Here is a 17765-nt window from a genome sequence, read left to right as displayed (position 1 = left end):
ATAGAAGAAAAGTATTTCAAAAAGGTGAAAACAAGCCCGTTTTTAACCCGGATACAGTCGCTTGTGATCCCGGTCTTTCTGTATTCTCTTGACCGAAGTTCATAGCCCGGAGATTTTCTTCATATAGTTGTGATAGGGAACAGCGTGAAAGGCAAGGTTAGAGGAGGAGAGTAGATGAACAGTCTGAAGCAAGCAGAGAAGCCTTGGAAGCAAGCTCTATATATTTACGTCAATCAATATAACCAAAATCGCGTGGACTATTCTTCAGGCCTGAAAGAGCAGATTGTAGCGGATCTGAATTTCCTGGTAGAGAGAGGAGAAAGGCAGTTTCGGCTGCAGTCGTGGTATGCGCAGCGGGAGGCAACGCCGCTTAAGAGCGAGACCCGTGCCCGCCTCCTGCGCATTATGAGGGAGACGGATGATGATGTGGTCGCGGACGTGCGGCTTCACAGCGTATTTTATTATGAAAAAAGAGGCATGACGCACCGGGAAGATACGGTTTTTAGGGAGCGGCTGACGCTGATTCGGGACGGGGATGCCTGGTTGATCGTTGGCATTGAACGTCTGCAGGACGAACGCCATCCTCTGCAAAGAACCGATGTTCCGGCAGCAGGCGCGGATGGGGCTGGAAGAGAGCCGTCCATCCCCTATATGAATGGCCGCGTATACGCCGCCGGCAGCAGCACGCGGTCCGGCCGGTATGAGCGTGAAGCCGCAGCTGCTTATGCCGATCGTTGGTGGGATTCCGGGAATCCGGAGTTTGAGGAATTTGACGTGGATTGCACGAATTATATCTCCCAGTGCCTCTTTGCAGGCAAAGCCCCAATCCTCTATACTGGTAAAAGAGAAACGGGATGGTGGTACAAGGGGTACGTAAACAAGCGGGAATGGTGGAGTTACAGCTGGGCGGTATCGAACAGCTTTGCGCATTATTTGAACGCCAGTACCTCGGGGCTGCGGGCCGAGCGGGTGGAGCGTCCCGAGCAGCTGATGCTGGGGGATGTCATCGTGTACGACTGGGACGGTGACGGTGCGTTTCAGCACAGCACCATCGTGACGGCATTTGACGCAGGCGGCATGCCGCTGGTTAATGCACATACGGTGTCCAGCCGCCATCGCTATTGGGACTACCGGGATTCCTACGCTTGGAACGATAACACGGAATACCGGTTTTACCATATCCCCGATTATTTTTAAGATGACAGCATGTCATGCTGCAATACGGACAAGAGAGAGGTTAACATGGGACAGGATAAATTGACGGTTGGTTTAATATACGGGGGGAAATCCGGCGAGCATGAGGTGTCGCTATCCACGGCATTCGCGGTCATGAACGCATTTGATTATGATAAATATGAGATTGTTCCGTTTTATATTTCCAAGCAGGGTACCTGGAGAATCGGCAGCAAGCTGTCGGCTCCTTTTGCCCAGTTGGAGGAATTGAAGCTGGCTGAAGGGGAGGGCACGCAAACAGCGCTGAACGCCGTGTTCAGCAGATTGTATGGCCAAGAGACTCAGGCGGTGGATATTATGTTCCCGCTTCTTCACGGGACATTCGGGGAGGACGGAACGATTCAGGGACTGTTCGAAATGGCGGACATCCCTTATGTGGGAACCGGTGTGCTTGCGTCGGCTGCGGGGATGGATAAAGTCGTGATGAAGAAACTCTTCGCCCAAGCAGGATTACCGCAATGCGAGTATTGTTATTTCAATCGTACCCAGTGGGAGCGGAGCCAGCATGAAGTGCTGAAGGATATCGAGGACAAACTCGGATTCCCAAGCTTCGTCAAGCCGGCTAACCTAGGCTCAAGCGTCGGGATATCCAAGGCAAAGAACCGGGAGCAGCTTAAGGCGGCGATTGAATCCGCGCTCCGGTTCGATGACAAGATCATTGTTGAAGAGTTCGTCGATGCCCGCGAAGTGGAGGTCAGCGTGCTTGGCAATGATGAGCCGATGGCATCCGTTCCGGGTGAAATAGTCTCTTCCAGTGAATACTACGACTATGCGGCCAAATATACGGATGGACAGTCACAGATGCAAATCCCGGCCGAGATCGAGCCGGATACGGCTGATCGTCTGCGTGATCTTGCCATTACCGCGTTCAAAGCGATTGAAGGCGGCGGCATTACTCGGGCCGACTTCTTTGTCCGCCGTTCGGACGGCGCGATTCTGATCAATGAAGTGAACACGATGCCGGGCTTTACACCGTACAGCATGTACCCGCTTCTGTGGCGGGAAACGGGCGTGTCCTACCGCGAGCTGCTTGACCGGATGATCGAGTTGGGTCTTGAGCGGTACAACCGCAAGCAATCCCTAATTTATGAGAACCAGGCGTAAGCCGTCACAATAGGATATGAAACACCAGGGGGAGTCCGCGCTATTCATTACGGCTCCCCTTGAGTCTAATATTTTGGGATGAAAGGAAGATACGTAATATGGGATTTCAAACCGAGTTCAATTCCGTTTGTAAGTTTAAGAGTGAGCAGGAGCTCTATGAGCTGTTGGAATACGGCCGCGGCAAAATGCTGAAGGATGGGCTTCGGGTATTTCCGACAGGACAGAAGGTGATTGCTTATACGCCGGATAACCAGGCGGTGGCAATCGTTCTGATCACCGCATGCGTATCAGAGATTAACTTCCAGGGCCGCGAGGTCACTTCGGTCGAACTGCAGCTGATCCGCAAATTGACCGAAGAGGAAGCACGCATACAGACAGCCCTCGCTCACGAAATGTTTTTTGGAGATCATGCATGATTGTTCGTTTCGGTTATGTAGCCATGTCCACGGTTGTGCAGAATGCTTCTCCTTCCAAGACGATGACCATGAAAAGCTTTATGAAGCTGAATGACCGTGAGGCCGGCATACACAAACTGGAGCGGATCGCGAATGAGAATCTACATAATACCCTTCGGCTTCTGAAGCATAATGCGGCTCACGATATCAAGGTGTACCGCTTCTCGTCCAAGCTGATTCCGCTGGCTACGCATCAAGATATGCAGGATTGGGATCCGTTCCCGGCTTTGCGGGAAGGCTTTCAGGCCATTGGGGATTTTGTGAAAAAACACGGGATGCGGGTATCTTTTCATCCGGATCATTTCACGGTGCTAAGTACGCCGCGTCCTGAGGTGCTGGTCAACTCGATCCGTGATCTGAAGTCGCACGTCCATATGCTGCAGGCGATGGAGCTGCCTGCTTCCATGAAAAATAACATTCACATCGGCGGCGCTTATGGAGACAAGCCTTCGGCCTCGACCCGATTCGTGGAACACTTTCATGAGCTTGAACCGAATATTAAGGAACGGCTGACCCTTGAAAATGACGACAAAACCTTTACTGCGCAGGAAACGCTGGCCGTATGCCGACAAACGGGGTTGCCGATGGTGCTGGATATCCATCATCAGTGGGTCAATAACGATGGCGAGGCACCTTGGGAACTGTGGCCGGATATTCTTCGCACCTGGGAGACGCCGCTAGCGCAGGCGGATTCGGACCGGGCGCACCCGCTGCCGCCCAAGATTCACGTATCCAGTCCCAAGAGCCCTACCGATATCCGAAGCCATGCGGATGGGGTGGACGTTGTGCCATTGCTGGCGTTTTTACGGAAAATTGCGAGGTCTACGCCGAAGGTGGACGTTATGATTGAAGCGAAGATGAAGGACGGCGCCTTGTTTGATCTGATGAAGGATTTGGGAGATTATACGGCAGAGGGCGTAACGATTCTCGACGGTGCCTCCATACAAGTGAACCCTTAACCCGATAAGATGAGCTTGTTAACACTTGCAAGTTGATGGATTTTGGGTTACGTTGGAAGTATCCAAACAGAGATTCCCCTTAATACATGACATTGGATAAAAAGTTCGTTCTCGCCAAGCATTCAGGTGCACAGCATAGGACGGACTTTTATTGAAATAGGCGGAATTTTCGCGTGGCTGCCCTTTCGATTACAGCAATGACTGAATAGGATGTAGGGATTGTCAAAAATCACTAGATTGATATAGAAAGTAGAGTGAATGCTTTGAACGAGAATGAAAAGATTCCTTATGTTGTCAGCAGTAAGAGCTACACCGCCGTTGCGATTAATTGCGCCGCCAAAGCGGGAGAGTGGATTAAGAGCAAACTCGGTACAGTCAAGCAGTTGAGCACCAAGTCTTCGGCACAGGATATCGTAACCGAGGTGGACAAAGGCGCGGAGCAGATGATCCGCAAGCTGATCTTGACGCACTTTCCAGATCATGCGATTCTCGGAGAAGAAGGGGTTGCCCCGGGCACCGATGCCTATGTGAAGGCGCTCGAGGACGCCAAGGACGAAGAGTATCTCTGGATTATCGACCCTGTGGACGGAACGACGAACTATGTTCACGGATTTCCGTTTTACTCCGTGTCGATTGCACTGGCTCATCATGGTGAAGTCATTGTCGGCGTTATTTACGATCCTTCCCGGGACGAGTTGTTTGTTGCGGAAAAAGGAAAAGGAGCCTACGTTCACGGCAACCCTACCTACGTTTCCAAGGAAGATCAATTGTCGGACAGCTTGCTGGCCACGGGCTTCCCGCTGGACAGCACGGTCAACCTGCCGCTGAATATGGCTGAGCTGCAGGCGCTGCTGCCGATGGTTCGCAATGTAAGAGCCGGCGGCTCCGCTGCGCTTCATCTTGCTTATGTGGCTGCCGGCCGGCTTAGCGGATACTGGGAGCACGGTTTGAGCGCTTGGGACGTTGCCGCAGGCGCACTATTGGTTCAGGAGTCCGGCGGTAAAGTAACCGATACGGAAGGAAAGTCATACGATCTGTCGGTGCGTCATTTGGCGGCAACCAATGGGCTGATTCATCAGCGTTTTCTGGATACACTAAAAGACGCGGGCGAAGCTTTGGTTCGCTAACGACCCGGGACAACAGAGGAATGCAGGTCATTTACAACCGCTTGATAAAGGAGTGTGCTTACGATGAATGAGAAGTCGGATCAGGATTTGGAGCGCCAGCTCAGCGAGATGTTAACGGATGGTGAGATGGAGAAGAAGGATCGGGAGAAGGAGGAGCGCAGGCTTCTCTCTCCGAAATACGAGATCCGGATTCAGACGCAGCTCGATCCCATCGTGGAAGAGACGCAGAAATACCGCAGCATGGCGAAGGAAGTGGATGATCGCTATGACAAGTACATGGAGAAGGCAGTTAAGAAAGATAAGCCTGAGGATGCAGGTGAAGAAGCTTGATAGCGCTTTAGGAGATGTTTATGAAGCGGGACATCTCTATTCATGAAAGGCCGAATCAGGAATGGACAGCATAGAGCGAGCTGTCCATTTTTTTATGATCACTAGTCAAGGGAACACTTCTCAAGATGGCTCAAAATTGGAGTCGCGAGGTTTAGCCTTGTCCATAGGGGGGATTCTCATGAAACCCTATCGTCTTGGTTGATTCGGTACCATTCGCAGGTTGCTGGTGGTAAAATAAGGCTGTATCAAGATAATTGACGTTAAGGGAGTGAAGGCATGTTCAAACAATGGAAGAAGGGGCTGGCGGCAGTAACCGGCACCTTGACGCTCGCGGTGGCACTGGTTGGACCGGGCGTTGCGCCGGCTTATGCCGATGAGGTTACAGCCAAGGATACATATCATATTGTAGCGCTGGGGGACTCGCTGACCGTTGGGTATGAGCCGGGAATGGATCTGAACAGCAAGCCTTACGGTTTTGTTGACCGGCTGTATGAGCAGGGATTGTTCCATGGCCGGACAGAGGTAACGAATCTGGGGATCGGCGGCTTGAAAACCGATGGGCTGAACCATTACGTCAAGGCCGTCTTGGATGAACGCGCGATTACGGCAGAGGAGCTGCAGCCAGGGCTCAGCGGCATTGATCCGCGCACCAAGCAGATGGGCGCTGACGCAGCGAAAGCCAAGCCGATCATCGCCAATGCGGATCTGATTACCATTACCATCGGCGGCAATGACATGATGAGTCTGGTCAGTACCGTGGAAACATTAAGCGACGAAGAGCTGAAAGCAAAGATGCAGGAACTGTTCAAGACCTATACGGATAATGTCTCATCCGTCATTACCAACTTGCATGCCATCAATCCTGATGCCTCTATCGTGGTGGCGGATCAGTACAATCCGGTGCCCAAAGTCGCTGACGAGGTCGCATACGCCAAATTGCTTGCAGCATCTGGAGAGTTCACGAAGCTGGTGGAAGGCGTAGCTGACAGTTTTGCAACTCAGGGCGTAAACATCAAGGTAGCCCATGTTGCGAAGAAATTCGTGGGCTCCGAGCTGACGATGACCCATATCCTGAAAGACGATATTCATCCGAACCAATATGGATACGAGACCATGGCCGGCGTGTTCGCAGAGACGATCTGGGGCAGCTACAAGAATCCCCCTGTTCAGGAACAGGGGCAGCCGATGCGCATCATCGTGAAGGGGCAGGAGCTGAACACGCCATATAAGCCGATCCTACGCGATAACCTGAATTACGTCGCGATACAGGATATCGTAAATGCAGTGGGAGCGACGACCACATGGGAAAATAAAACGTCCAGTGCAACGATTACGTTCGGAGATCAGACGGTGGTGGTGAAGATCGGTGCCAAAACCGTTCAAGTTAACGGAACAGCTGTACCGATCGATACGCCGGCTTTCCTGCAAAAGGTTGGGAAAGAAGATAAAACTTACGTTCCGCTCGCGGTGATTGCATCCGGTCTTGGTTTTGATGTTCAATACAGCACCAAATTGCGTACCGCATTCATTAACTTGTAATCCCATAAACAAGCTGCACCGGCTGGAAGGAGTCGATGCAGCTTTTTTTGTTGTGATTACCGATTGTGGTGATGGCCAATGAGAGAAATCCATTTGATCTCCCCCGTTTGTTAACAGCGCGATAGAGAACATGCTTGGGATATAGATTAGAGATGTTTTTGCACAGCGGTGTGATATTTCTAACATGAGTAACTCCAAGCAGATGGTACAATACGACATCATTTCCTTTCATGCGTGGTTTGACATCAGATCAGAAATTGAACCCAGTTCTGACATGATGGAAAGCGGGATGCGTGAAAGCGGCAGGGAAAGGCTTATCGAATGTCGAATCTTGGAAGAAACATAGATATGGCATTATAGGGGGATCAAGGAATGAATGGACCGATGATCGTTACGTTGTCTGTTTTGGCCGTGGCATCCGTATTGTTCATGTCGGGAAAAGTGCGGTCGGATTTGGTCGCGATCGGCGTGTTGATGGTACTTATGTTAACGGACATTTTAAGTCCGTCTGAAGCCCTTTCAGGCTTTTCCAATTCGGTTGTCATTATGATGATCGGTTTGTTTGTTGTGGGCGGCGGAATTTTTCAGACCGGATTAGCCAAGATGGCCAGTGGTAAGCTGCTGAAGCTTGGCGGCGGAAGCGAGACCCGGCTCTTGATTATGATCATGTTGGTGACGTCGCTCATTGGCGGATTCGTCAGCAATACCGGCACGGTAGCGGTGATGCTGCCCATCGTTGTCAGTCTGGCGTTCAGCGCCGAGATTAATCCGGGGCGGCTGCTGATGCCCCTTGCTTTTGCAAGCAGCCTGGGCGGAATGCTTACGTTAATCGGTACGCCGCCGAATCTCGTGATTCAGGAGACATTGATCAACGCAGGATACGAACGGCTGTCGTTCTTTGCTTTTTTGCCAATCGGACTTGTGTGTTTGGCAACGGGGATCATCGCGATACTGTTTCTTCGCCGTTTTCTTCCCAGCAATGAAGAAGGGGGAGCTGGTAAACAGAGCGGGCGCTCGCTTCGAGAACTGGCCAAACAGTATCGGCTGACCCAGAACCTGTATCGGATTCAGGTTGGTGCCGATTCCTCCATTCGATCCAAAACATTGCGGGAGCTGGACATTTCGGCGAAGTTCGAAGTGAACGTCATTGAAATCCGCCGTAAAATGTCGGCCAAGAATCAATTCTTCAAGACGATCAACCAGGAAATCGCAGGCCCCGAGACCGTGATTGAGGAAGACGATATTCTGTATGTGAACGGTTCGTTCGAGCGGGCTGCGGAGTTTGCGGAGACGTATGGGCTTATCATGCTGGACCAGCGTGCACCAGAGCTTCGGAAACGTGCCGAAGAGTCGCAGTACGCCACGAGTGACGTCGGCATTGCCGAGGTGATGCTGACTCCATCTTCGCGCCTGATTGGCCATCTCGTTAAACATTCGGGTTTCCGGGAGAAGTATCGGGTGAACATTTTGGGCATCCAGCGAAAAGAACAGTATCTTCTGCACCATCTGAAAGAAGAGAAAATGCGCTTTGGCGATGCCCTGCTCGTTCAGGGCACTTGGAAGGATATAGCCCTCCTGGCTGCCGAGCAAACAGATGTCGTGGTGGTAGGGCAGCCAGTGGAAGAGTCGCGCAAATTGACGATGGACCATAAAGCGCCGATTGCGGCCGGGATCATGCTCTTGATGGTGATCCTGCTGGTGACGGAATGGATTCCGGCGGTCGCCTCCGTGATGGTTGCTGCGGTATTGATGGTTGTGTTTGGATGCGTGCGTAACATGGAGGAGGCCTATAAGACGGTCAATTGGGAGAGCATTGTGCTTATTGGCGGCATGATTCCGATGTCCATTGCCATTGAGAAAACGGGAGCTGCCACGCTGATTTCGGACATGCTGGTCCATTCACTGGGCAGCTATGGCCCGCTTGCCCTGCTGGCAGGGGTATACTTCACTACCTCGCTGCTGACAATGTTCATCAGCAATACGGCCTGCGCCGTATTATTTGCGCCGATTGCACTATCGGCTGCCATTCAGATGGGGGCGAGCCCGTATCCGTTTCTGTTCGCCGTCTCCATTGGAGCAAGCATGTGCTTTGCTTCTCCGTTCTCTACGCCGCCGAATGCACTCGTCATGTCCGCAGGCCGTTATAAATTCAGTCACTATGTGAAGGTTGGATTGCCGCTTCAACTGGTAATCGGCCTGGTCATGATGGCGGTACTGCCGATGTTCTTTCCGTTCTAGAGGGATTTTGCATATGAACACCTCTATGTTGGGTCCGTTAGGATCTAGCATGGGGGTGTTATTCTATTTGGCTATAATGCATTTTGGAGTGTACTTACCTATCAGGCAAATTTGCTCATGGTAAGTCCGTTAACAATTGGCAGGCCAGACTTAGTAAGAAGGAAATCGCCTGTCCCGAGGCTAATAGTTGAATTTGTAACTTCCTGCCTCATCGTAAAATTACGCATCATTTCCGTAGAAATGACTACGCTGGTGCTGCTGGATTGTTGCTATGCTTGAGAAAGCCGGAGGTGCAAGTACCGATGAAGAACCGCTTCAAAAATCCGCTGGGCCGCATGAATATCAAACAGCAGATGATTCTGCTGTTTCTGGTGCTGGTCATCCCGTTGTTTGCGCTAAATGCCTACGGGAATTCCATGGCCGGTCAAATCCTGAAGCGTCATGTGACTAATGCTTATATCGAACTGAACAAGCAGAACTTCAAACTGATTAACCGTGATATTGAAACCGTTAACAAAGTGACCTCTACGGTCATCCAAAACTCGCAGATCCAGCAGCTGGATCCCTTTGCGGAGGGCACTGTTCTTGCGCGCGTCAAAAACTACGAGCAGCTGGAAAAAATGCTGTTGTCCTTCTCTCAAGAGACGGATGAACGCGAACCAGTCTATTACTCGCTCTATGTGTATGATCCGGACAATAGCTACTTCTTTGCTCCCTATTACCCTGACCGCAGAAAAGCGGGGGTGTATTTTTTCTCCGACGAGAAGGAGAAGCCGGCATGGTTCGATGAGGCCGTGGCGATGAAAGGGAACGGATATCTCAAGCGGATAGCGAATCTGTCCCCGCCGGTACAAGGGCGACAGGATCAAGAGACCTTAAGCTATGTTAGGGCCGTTAACAATATTTATAGGGGCGGGACCATCGGCGTTCTGGTGGTCACGAATTTGGACGCGCGGATCGGCGAGTCGTTATCGACGGTTTCGATACCGGACGGGGAGTTGTATTTTACGGATTGGAACGATAATATTCTGACCTCGTCAGTACAGGGCATGGCGGGCAAACTGGAATTGCCGCCCGAAGCGGATCCGGGCCATTCCACGATCGGCGTCATGGACGTGATCACGTCTGATTTTATCTATGTCATCGATTATAACTACGTGCTCCAGCAAAAGCTGGTCTACAAGGTGCCTGTCAAAACGCTGCTCGCCCAGCAAAGCGAAATGAAGCGCGTCATTCAGGTCATCTCCATCGCTTACTTTGCCGTGGGCCTCATTATCGTTTTCTACTTCTGGCAGTCACTGATGACGCCGCTTCAAAAGCTGGCGCATTTCGTGAGAAGGTACGAACCGGGGAACGTCGTGCCGGAAACCCCCTATAGGCGCAGAAAAGATGAAGTCAGTGTCCTCATCTCCACGATTTATGATATGGCCCGCCGATTGAATGATCTGATCCACTACAAATACCGTATGGATCTGAAGCAGAAGGAAGCACAGCTGCAGCTGCTTTATCAGCAGATTAACCCCCATTTGCTGTACAACACCTTGGAAAGCATTTATTGGAAGAGCACGATGGAGGGCAATACCGAGTCCGCGGAGATGATCAAGGATTTGTCCAAATTAATGAAGATCAGTCTCAGCAGGGGGCGGGATCTCATCACGCTTGGGGAAGAGCTCGAGCATGCGGGGGCTTATATTAATCTCCAGCTGAACCGTTACGACTATCAGTTTACCGTCCGCTGGGAAGTTCCCGAGTCCTTGCTGGTGAACCATGTGCCGAAGATTACACTGCAGCCGCTGCTGGAAAACGCGATTATTCATGGCATTAAAAATATGGGCGAGGACGGAATCATTCGGATTTCAGGACATCTGGAGGATAAATGCTTCCGGATCGTCATCGAAGATAACGGCTTCCGTCCCGTAAACTACGAGTCTATTCATAGACTGCTCCATAATGAAGTGCAGGACCCTTCATCGGGCTACGGCATTCGCAATATCCAGGAGCGGATCCGGCTGCATTTTGGAAACTGCTATGGGCTGGAATATGAACCAAGAGAAGAAGGGGGAACCCGTGTGACGATTACGATTCCCCGAACAGAAGTTGCAACCATTACCACAACCGGACAGGAGGTCTCCTGATGTATAACATTTTGGTGGTAGATGACGAACCTTTGATCTGCAAGGGATTAGCCGGGCTGTTAACGTCCTCAGGCCTTGCCATCGATGGGATTACCACGGCTTACAGCGGGCAAGAAGCGCTGGATTACATACGGATGGGGGATATCGATCTGTTGGTCACTGATATCCAGATGGGCGAGATGAACGGCATCGAGCTGATGCAGCAGGCGAAGATCGTGAAGCCGTGGGTTCAGACAATCATTATTTCAGCCCATGAAACATTTCAATATGCGCAGCGGGCGCTTCAGCTTGGAGCCAAGGATTATTTGATCAAACCACTGAACAGTGAGCAGTTTCTGGATTCGGTCCGCAGCGTGCTGCTCAAGATGGACCGACCGGCGCCTCAGGTGGAGTCGTTTCTTATGGTCGATAACGAGCATTTTCGGATGGAGGAGCCTCCGTCCGAACGAATAGAGCGGCTGAACCAGCTGCTCTCCACAGAGTCGGATCAGCTGCAACTGGCCGGTCTAGACGAATCGGAACTGGGCTTGATTGGTCCTTATTTTGCGGTCATCAAGATGAAGCTGGGCCTAACGGAAGACAGCAGCGCTTCTTTTTCCAGGCAAGATATAAATCTGATTCAATATGCTGCGCTGAATATCGCCAAGGAGCTGCTGGAGCAGGAGCCGCACACCTTCGTGTTCTACTCGCCGGAGCGAGACATCAACATCATCCTTCAATGGAGCGAGCAGGAGATGGAGGAGAATGCGAGCAGCAAGATCCACCATCTGGAGATGATTGGCCGGAGCCTGCACCACCATGTGGAGCTGTACCTGAAACGTAGCTGTACCGTGGGGATCAGTCAAATACTGAGAGGGCCTGAATTTTTGAGTGTGCTCAGCCGTCAGGCGGACAAAGCGATGCTGTGGAGCGAGCAGCTGCATGATTTCCACGTGTTTTATTACGGGGATTTCAATTGGCACAACTATGCCCAGGAGACGTCGCAAGAGGTGCTCTCGAGCCAGAGCAACCGGATCGTCGAGAATACGAGGCAGTATATCGAGGAGCATTATCGCCAAAAGGGATTGACGATTCATGGTGTAGCCAAGAACAATCATGTGAGTCCGAACTATTTGAGTTATCTGTTCAAAAAATATACCGGCAGCAGCCTGTGGGAGTATGTCGTGAAGCTGCGGATGGAGGAGAGCAGGTCTCTGATCCTGAGCACGGATCTTCGCCGTTACGAAATCGCCGAGCGAGTCGGCTATGAATCCCCGGAGCATTTTAGCAAAATCTTCAAAAAATATTATGGTGTCAGCCCCAGCGAGTTAAAGAAGTAAGAACGGTTATACTTCACATAGTTTTAGACATGTTGTAAGACTCCCTTCCTTTTTACAATTAAAGCTGGACATTTAATAAAGGAATGAGGGAGTCAGATGGAAGAAACGGCCATGCCGCAAGGCCAGGCTCGGATAGAGCCCGGTCATCGCACCCGACAGGAGCACAAGCGCAAGCCGCTGTGGAAGAAGTATATATGGGGGTATTTGTTCCTCGTTCCGGCGATTGCGATCTTTATCGTCTTTTTGTGGGTGCCGATCTTTAAAGGGATTTTTTACAGCTTTTTTCATATCGATTTCGTAAAAGGAAACACCTTCGTCGGGTTCGATAACTATGCCAAGGTGCTGAGCAATCCGGATCTGCTGCTATCCGTTCGAAATACTTTATATTTCATGCTGTTAACGCTGGTCATCGGCTTCTGGGTACCCATCGCGGCCTCCATTGCCATCTCGGAGCTGAAGCTGTTCCAGGGCTTCGCCCGGATTGCAGCGTATCTCCCGTTTGTCGTACCCGGCGTCGTGCTCTACGGCATGTGGAGGTGGATGTATGATCCGGTAGGCCCGATCAACGCCCTGTTCGGCTTCTTCGGGGCAGAACCGGTATCGTTTATATCGGATAGCCGGTTCTCCATGGTGTCGCTTGTCGTTATGGAGACGTGGCAGCAATTCGGTTCGGCGATGCTGATCTATCTGGCCGGCGTGCTCAGCATACCGAAGGATTGGTATGAAGCTGCCGAAATCGACGGTGCGGGCGTATGGGCCCGGATTAAATACATTACGCTCCCCTCGATGCGCAATTTGATTATGCTCATGCTGATTCTGCAGCTGATCGGCACTTCGCAGGCGTATCAGTCGCAGCTTGCGATGCTGGATGGCGGACCGAACAAGGCCACGCTCACCTATGCGCTTCTAACCGTAAAGTACGCGTTTAACCAGCTGGATTACGGGGCAGGAACCGCCATGGGCATTTTGATGTTTCTGGTGCTGAGTTTGCTGGGCATCCTGCAATTCAAGATGAACAGGGAGGAGTACTAGGATGAAAGAGAGAGGCATACTGTCCGCATCGGATTTGAGAAAACCGTGGAACAAGGCGGTATACGGGTTTATGGTGCTGTGCATCGCGGTGATGGTCTTTACGATGCTGTACCCGATCGGCATGACGATGTTCAACGGGCTGAAGAGCAATCAGGAGATCAACACGTTTCCGCCACGCTTTTTCCCTTCGGAATGGCATTGGGATAACGTCCCAAAGGGGTGGGAATACATCGATCTGCCGATGTTTCTGAAGAATACGCTGCTTATTTTTGGCGGCAATCTGCTGGTGACGATTCTGGTACTGGGCTTGGCGGCCTTCAGCATTTCCCGTATCCGAGTTCCCTATCACCGCGTCATCTATTTCTTCATTCTCATGACCTTGTTTATTCCGGCGTCGAGTTACATGATTCCGAACTTCGTTAATTTGAAGGAGCTTGGGCTGTTGAATTCCTACTGGGCCTTCTGGCTGCCGGCCGGAGCCAATGCTTACTTCTTCCTGCTGATCAAAAACTTCTTCGATGGCATACATCCGGAGATCTTCGAGGCTGCGCGCATCGACGGCGCTTCGGAATTGAGCAGCTTTCTGCGGATTGCCGTTCCGCTGTCCGTCCCGATCTTCGCAACGCTGGCGATCTTTATCTTCTCCACGGCATGGAATGACTGGTTCTGGCCGTCGCTTGTCATGCAGACGCAGGACAAGTACACGCTGGCTACGGCCATCTACAAATATGTCATTAACGCAAGGAGCCTGGACAGCAGCATAAAATTTTCGATCCTGTTCATGGTCATGGTGCCGCCGATCTTTGTATTTCTGGTGTTCCAGAAATTCATTATGCGCAGCGTCAGTCTCTCGGCCGTTAAAGGGTAGGGCAGCGTATACCACACCATCGTAGCCCTGCACATGATCGTCATATGAATGCACATCGTCCTTTCCAGGTTTCAATTTTATGATGGAGATAGAAACGGACATTATCATTTCAATAAGGAAAAGGGGAGTATCCATGCGCAAGTTCTCAGCACTACTGGTCTGCCTTATGCTGTTCAGCTCCTTGCTCGCAGCATGCGGCGGCGGCAAAGCAGCACCGGAGGCCGGCAATAAAGACGGAGGGACCGCCAATTCGGGCGGAACGACTACAACGCAGACAGAGGAACCGAAAGAGGATATCGCGGATCAAAAGATAACGATCAAGATCCACTATCCGCTGCCGGATGACACAACGCTGCGTCAGCAGGAGGATGATAAAATCGCCCGTTTCCAGGCGAAATATCCGAACGTGACCATCGTGAAGGACGACTGGCAGTACAGCGTCAACGAAATTGGGGTCAAGATGGCTTCGAACGAAGCACCGACGTTTTATAACACTTGGGCTACGGAAGCACAGCTGCTCGTGGAGCGGGGCTGGGTGGCCGACATTACGGAGTTTTGGAACGACTGGGAGTACAAGGATGACATGAATCCCGTGCTGCAGGATCAATTCATCGTGGACGGCAAGGTGTACGGCGTTACGCAGAACGGTTATATCACGTCAACGATCGTGAACAAGAAGCTGCTGGACACGAAGGGCGTGCCCGTCCCGCCGATGGATTGGACATGGGACGATATGTACAACACGGCTAAAGGCGCTGCGGACCCGAAGGCCGGTATATCCGGAATCGCGCCGATGGGTAAAGGCAATGAAGCGGGCTGGAACTGGACCAACTTCCTGTTCGAAGCCGGCGGGGATATCGAAGTGAACGAGGACGGCAAAGTGAAAGCGGTGTTTAACTCGGAAGCCGGCGTGAAGGCACTGGACTTCTATAAGAAGCTGAGATGGGAAGCGAATGCTATTCCGCAGGATTGGGCCCTCGGTTGGGGCGATGCCGTCAGCTCGTTCCAGCAGGGACGTACGGCAATGGTTATTGCTGGCGCATTTGACGTGATCCAGCCGGCATTGAACGAGGGCGGCATGAAGCCTGAGGATGTGCTTGCATATCCGATGCCTGCGATGGAGAAAGGCGGAGCGCATCATGGCATTTTGGGCGGAAATTATTTGGTCATCAACCCGAATGCCACGAAGGAAGAACAGGAAATGGCATTCCGCTATATCACGTTTGATTATTTTACGGATGATGCGCTGAAATCGGTGGAAGATACGATTAATGCCCGCAAAGCCGAAGGCAAATACTTTGTACCGACGCCGCTTGAATATTTCAGCGATGATTCCGAGTATGCCGCGAAGGTGAAGGCCATCTACGATAAGTACGACAATGTCTACAAATATGATCCGCAGCTCTTCAGCCTGTTGGAAGGCAAACCGGAAGCGCAATTCGGAACCCAGGATTATTATGCGGCGATGTCCAATGTCGTGCAGGAATCGTTCTCGAAGGAAGGCACGGATTCCAAGAAACAGCTGGACGAAACAGCCAAGTTGGTTCAGGAGAATTTTTTCGATAAGATCGAACAGAAGTAAGGGTGCGGCTGTCCCGGATGGGATTGGGGAGAACTCTGCAGCACAAAAAAGAGAGACGCCGGAAACAGCGTCTCTCTTTGCTTTTTCATATCCTTGGCAATAGCTGCTAAAAGGCGGGCGAAAGGTCAGCCCTTCCCAAGCATGGCCGCCAGATTTGTGTCCGGGTCCCGAGACCGCCACAGGCGACTTTTTCTGTATTATCTATCATTTTTACTGCGTTTCTACGAGAAAAGAGCCAAAATTGGTATAATGATTGGCGATTATGATGTTTTTAAGCCAAGAGATATAACGCTGCTTACTTGGAATCAGGCTTCGGAATGATCGTATTGGCGATGCGGATCAGCTCTTCGGCAGCGATCTCTCCCTGGGCAGAGCTAAGCCTAAGCATGTAGCGGTGCCCGGTCGTTGGTTCTTCATAGGCCCAGTCCAACTGCACCGAGCTTCCGCCGTTCCACGTTTTTTGCAGAACGTCCTGCCCATTGATCTTGATCTTCCGGTTGATCATGTCACTATTGTCGTCCCAGTAGGAGGTCACGCTTCCGTGGTCCCCGTTATTCAGGATGGTCAGGGAGACTTCCTTGTTGCCGCTGGTATAATATACCGTTGAAATCCAGAAATTATCGGTGAACTTCACCGGCATCAGGGCGTAGTCCTTCCCGGAAGCTTTGGCTTTCTCAAGCAGCTTTTTGGCGATGTTGGCTTTTTCCTGCTCGGTCAGCGGGTTCACGTCAGTCTCGCGCTCCATGTGCACGCTGGCGTTATTGAACGTGTATGTGCCCGAACCGGATAGCTCCTTGGCCAGCGGCAAACCAGGCACGTTCACCATGCTTTGCAGCTTGGCGAAATCCTTGACGGCATGTGGAGTGGATTTGATATCGATGGCATGCTTCGGATTATCCGGTACGACATAAATGATGGCGGCTTCGCCCGGCTTGATCTGTTCGTCCCAGATGGTGTTCATCAGATGTATGCGGTTCAGTTCCTCTTTTGAATAGTTTTTAGGCGAAGGCGACTCTGCCTTCGATTTCTCCTCATAGACAACCTCTCCCTGGCCGTTGGTTAAAGAGTGGTACTTTACTGCTGCGAAACCGGTCGATGCGGTAAGCAGCATGCCGGTAATTAAGAGAATGCTTACTTTGTTTTTCACGAAAAATCGCTCCCTTTTAAGATGTTTTTCCCGAATTTGGTTCATGACGCGTTCCGGGAGGGCCGTCCCGAGCGGCTCAACCCTTTGAAAGAGTGGTTTCAGGTCCTGGTCGTTGTCCATGCTCATTCGTTTCTTCCCCCTCGGCCATGGCATAATGTTTGCGGAACTTGGCTGCGGCCCGCTGAAATTTTTTCCTAAGATAGGTCGTGTTTTGTTGCAAAATAAGGCTGATCTCATGATAGCTCTTGTCCTCAACGCAGCGCAGGATGAGCAGGCTCCGTTCCTCGGCGGTCAGTTTGGCTAGCGCCCGGAGTACGGACGGATTGTAGTATTTGTGCTCGATGACCTGATCGACATGCCTGTTATCCTGATCCTTCTGATACAGAAAGGGGAGGTATCGGGATATCTTTCGCTTACGGAGGTAGTCGATGCACTGGTTGGAGGCGATGCGGTACAGCCAGGCTTCGAAGGGCTTGTCCAGTTCGAATTTAGATAGATTGCGATAAGCTTTCAAAAAAGCTTCCTGGGTGCAATCTTCGGCTTCGGCATAGTCGCCAAGCATGTGATAGCAATAGTTGAAGATGGCTTTGTGGCAACGGTTCATGATCAGCTCATATTTGTCGATCTCTCCCTTCAAAACATCAGCAACGATCTGATGGAATGCTGGTTCATCCAAGTGGTTTCACCCCTTTACAAT

15 protein-coding genes are annotated in these 17765 nt (G+C 51.3%); 13 read left to right on the top strand and 2 right to left on the bottom strand.

Features of this window, described 5'->3' with window-relative positions; genetic code table 11:
- The first annotated feature begins 174 nt into the window (after window positions 1-174).
- The 13 genes from AB4124_RS25520 to AB4124_RS25460 all read left to right on the top strand — a co-directional run bounded on the left by AB4124_RS25520 (window position 175) and on the right by AB4124_RS25460 (window position 15921).
- On the top strand, window positions 175-1197 hold the full coding sequence (locus tag AB4124_RS25520) for an amidase domain-containing protein (protein WP_441974581.1): 1023 nt from the start codon (window positions 175-177) through the stop codon (window positions 1195-1197).
- A gap of 45 nt (window positions 1198-1242) precedes the next feature.
- Window positions 1243-2337, top strand: coding sequence for a D-alanine--D-alanine ligase (locus AB4124_RS25515; RefSeq protein ID WP_213647812.1), 1095 nt, complete (start codon window positions 1243-1245; stop codon window positions 2335-2337).
- Window positions 2338-2435: 98 nt separating this feature from the next.
- Window positions 2436-2753 (top strand): hypothetical protein, encoded by a 318-nt coding sequence (locus AB4124_RS25510; RefSeq protein ID WP_322398503.1) that lies wholly within the window; start codon window positions 2436-2438, stop codon window positions 2751-2753.
- Window positions 2750-3751: a UV DNA damage repair endonuclease UvsE gene (gene uvsE / locus AB4124_RS25505; RefSeq protein ID WP_441974580.1), complete on the top strand. Its 1002-nt coding sequence runs from the start codon at window positions 2750-2752 to the stop codon at window positions 3749-3751. The genes AB4124_RS25510 and uvsE overlap by 4 nt, the downstream gene beginning before the upstream one ends.
- A gap of 263 nt (window positions 3752-4014) precedes the next feature.
- Entirely contained in the window at window positions 4015-4878 is an 864-nt protein-coding gene (locus AB4124_RS25500; protein ID WP_372238823.1) for an inositol monophosphatase family protein, read from the top strand.
- Window positions 4879-4941: 63 nt separating this feature from the next.
- Window positions 4942-5208: a hypothetical protein gene (locus AB4124_RS25495; protein WP_379414536.1), complete on the top strand. Its 267-nt coding sequence runs from the start codon at window positions 4942-4944 to the stop codon at window positions 5206-5208.
- A 276-nt stretch (window positions 5209-5484) separates the two neighbouring features.
- Complete coding sequence (locus AB4124_RS25490) at window positions 5485-6747, top strand: stalk domain-containing protein (RefSeq protein ID WP_441974579.1); 1263 nt, start codon at window positions 5485-5487, stop codon at window positions 6745-6747.
- 372 nt (window positions 6748-7119) lie between these two features.
- A complete protein-coding gene (locus AB4124_RS25485; protein ID WP_441974578.1) occupies window positions 7120-8985 on the top strand; it encodes an SLC13 family permease in 1866 nt (621 codons plus the stop codon).
- 302 nt (window positions 8986-9287) lie between these two features.
- A complete protein-coding gene (locus AB4124_RS25480; RefSeq protein ID WP_379414559.1) occupies window positions 9288-11120 on the top strand; it encodes a cache domain-containing sensor histidine kinase in 1833 nt (610 codons plus the stop codon).
- The gene (locus AB4124_RS25475) at window positions 11120-12439 is read left to right on the top strand and encodes a response regulator transcription factor (protein ID WP_441974577.1); all 1320 of its coding nucleotides are present in this window, start codon (window positions 11120-11122) and stop codon (window positions 12437-12439) included. The genes AB4124_RS25480 and AB4124_RS25475 overlap by 1 nt, the downstream gene beginning before the upstream one ends.
- A 96-nt stretch (window positions 12440-12535) precedes the next feature.
- The gene (locus tag AB4124_RS25470; RefSeq protein WP_076325886.1) at window positions 12536-13471 is read left to right on the top strand and encodes a carbohydrate ABC transporter permease; all 936 of its coding nucleotides are present in this window, start codon (window positions 12536-12538) and stop codon (window positions 13469-13471) included.
- 1 nt (window position 13472) lies between these two features.
- A complete protein-coding gene (locus AB4124_RS25465; protein WP_098741950.1) occupies window positions 13473-14339 on the top strand; it encodes a carbohydrate ABC transporter permease in 867 nt (288 codons plus the stop codon).
- A gap of 133 nt (window positions 14340-14472) precedes the next feature.
- A complete protein-coding gene (locus AB4124_RS25460) occupies window positions 14473-15921 on the top strand; it encodes an ABC transporter substrate-binding protein (protein WP_441974576.1) in 1449 nt (482 codons plus the stop codon).
- Window positions 15922-16216: 295 nt separating this feature from the next.
- Here AB4124_RS25460 and AB4124_RS25455 read toward each other — a convergent pair whose 3' ends face one another.
- On the bottom strand, window positions 16217-17194 hold the full coding sequence (locus tag AB4124_RS25455) for a DUF4367 domain-containing protein (RefSeq protein WP_441974575.1): 978 nt from the start codon (window positions 17192-17194) through the stop codon (window positions 16217-16219).
- Complete coding sequence (locus AB4124_RS25450) at window positions 17145-17744, bottom strand: RNA polymerase sigma factor (RefSeq protein WP_441974574.1); 600 nt, start codon at window positions 17742-17744, stop codon at window positions 17145-17147. Before AB4124_RS25450 ends, AB4124_RS25455 begins: the two co-directional genes overlap by 50 nt.
- Between the last annotated feature and the right edge of the window lie 21 nt (window positions 17745-17765).

The organism is Paenibacillus sp. 2KB_20 (assembly GCF_052115765.1).
Lineage (GTDB): Bacteria > Bacillota > Bacilli > Paenibacillales > Paenibacillaceae > Paenibacillus_AQ.
Note: the sequence above shows the minus strand (reverse complement) of the source record. Positions and strands in the feature narration are given on the sequence as shown.